Here is a 2,167-nt window from a genome sequence, read left to right as displayed (position 1 = left end):
TGGGCGAAGGGCTGGCTAACAGCAGCCATTATGCCGAAGTATCAAGTGTTAAGCTGGAGGCAACCGGGACGTTTGATTGCAGCAGACAAAGCTGCGACCAGAGGTGAAGCGGCGTACACCATTTACAAGATGAAATGGCCTGTTAAAAAAGGCGGCCAGCTCTACATCATTGAAGAGCAGGAACCTGCCACATTGTTCAACCCGCTGGACTCCATGGCAGCTATGACTCAGGTTTTAGGTCTTATTCAAGACGCTGAACAGGGTTCTGACTGGAGAGGCAACTGGTGGCCACAACTTGGTCGTTGGGTACCTACCACTGAGAATGGCAAACAAGTCATTTACAGCACACCGCAAACCATTACCTTACAAGACGGCACCAAAGTACCTATTTACATGAGGTATGACTTTGGCCTAAGGCAAGGCCTTAAGTGGAGTGATGGCCAACCTATTACAGCCGATGACTTCATTTTCGGAACATTACTTTATCTTGCCAATGGAATGCCCGTTCCTGGTATTGACCCCTATGACAGTGTAGCAAGGATTGAGAAACTTGACAACTACACCATTAGGGTTTACTTCACAGCAGTAGACAAGAGCAATCCTTACAACATTTACGCGAAGTATGGTTTACCGTTATATCCGAAACACTGGTTTGAACAGAACGTTCTAAAAACCACACTGTCTTTCCCAAATACTGTAGATTTCGTTCTTAAACATGATGCCGATCAAAATTACCTTGGCGATCAGTCTTATACCTTACCAAAGAATATCAAAGAAGTCATGGATAAAAATGTTGAAGCTTTGGTTAACTGCTCCTACAATACGAAACCTATGCACACCGGTCCTTACAAGATCACAAACTGGGTGCAGAAAGGTTACATGGAATTTGTACCAGACACCAATTACTTCCTTGGTGGCGGTTTGTTCGATAAAGTCGTTGTTGCATTCAGAAGTGTTGAATCTGGTTTGGCAGAACTATTGAGAGGTCAGCCAGATGCTGCTATCATGGGTGTTATTAGCACACAGAATGCAAAGACACTTTCTGCAAACAAGACGTTCCTTAACCAGTACAAACTGAACAGCATTCCTTCTGTTTACTGGGAACACTTTACAGTAAACTTTGATGACCCGAACAATTTACCGAAAGATCCTAAGATCGGTGTAGCTTACAACCATCCATTCCTTAGCGATAACAGAGTTCGCCAAGCGCTGTCTTATGCCATGAACAGAACAGATATCTCTAACCGTGTTTACTACGGTATGAGACCTGTATGTTACAACTTTGTACTGCCGAATAACGATTTTGATGAACCGTCCTCTAAGAATGTGTTTGTATACAATCCATCTAAAGCTACAACACTGCTTCAGCAGGCTGGTTACACAAAGGGTAGCGACGGCGTTTATGCAAAGAACGGTAAGAAATTGAGCTTGCTTGCTCAGACTACTACAAGGTCTGACCGTATCAGCGCTCTGCAGGTTATCCAGCAGCAGTACAAGCAGGTTGGTATTAACCTAAGCATGCAACCTCTTAACTCTTCGGATTTCTTCAACACCGTACTGCCACATCGCACATTCGATATCGGTTTGTTTGCTTGGGGTCAGAGGAGTATCCTTGAACCCGGTGGAAATACCCTTTATCAATCAAGGTATATCCCATCTGCAACCAATGGATATGTTGGGCAGAACTACAGCGGATTCAGGAATGCAGAAGCCGATGCTTTGATAACAAAGTGGAACAGCTTCAATTCATCTGAAAGAACAAAAGCTTACAGAGACTTTGCAAAGAATTACTTTGCTGTTTACATGCCAGAAATTCCTATAGTTTGGCAGGATCAGCATGACGCTGTGAAACTGAACATTGAAGGCTTTGATGTGGGCTTGGATGTTGCGGCACACACATGGAACATCGCTTGGTGGTACAGAGAATCATAAGCCTGCAGTGTAGGGTGTAAATGAATAAAAAACGGTCCCCTAAGATGGGGACCGTTTTTTATATAATGATTTTTAACACACGTTTTACTTTACTTATGCAAACAGTGGGTCTATAATCTTGCAATATAAGGGAGGCGTATGGTGTGAAGAAAATTGCAGTGGGGCTGCTGGTATTAGTACTGGTAGCTTCGTCCTTTGTGGGGTTCTCCCCTGTTAATGCAGCTAGTTTCTCCGA

The 2,167-nt window shown here is 43.8% G+C and carries 1 protein-coding gene; it reads left to right on the top strand.

Annotated features, from left to right (window positions below):
* A partial coding sequence (locus D890_RS0100010) for a peptide ABC transporter substrate-binding protein (RefSeq protein ID WP_018962472.1) occupies window positions 1–1,932 on the top strand: 1,932 nt, incomplete at its 5' end.
* Window positions 1,933–2,167: the final 235 nt, after the last annotated feature.

The organism is Coprothermobacter platensis DSM 11748 (assembly GCF_000378005.1).
GTDB classification, from domain to species: domain Bacteria; phylum Coprothermobacterota; class Coprothermobacteria; order Coprothermobacterales; family Coprothermobacteraceae; genus Coprothermobacter; species Coprothermobacter platensis.
The sequence above is the reverse complement of the archived record's forward strand: the minus strand, read 5'-3'. Positions and strand labels throughout refer to the sequence as shown.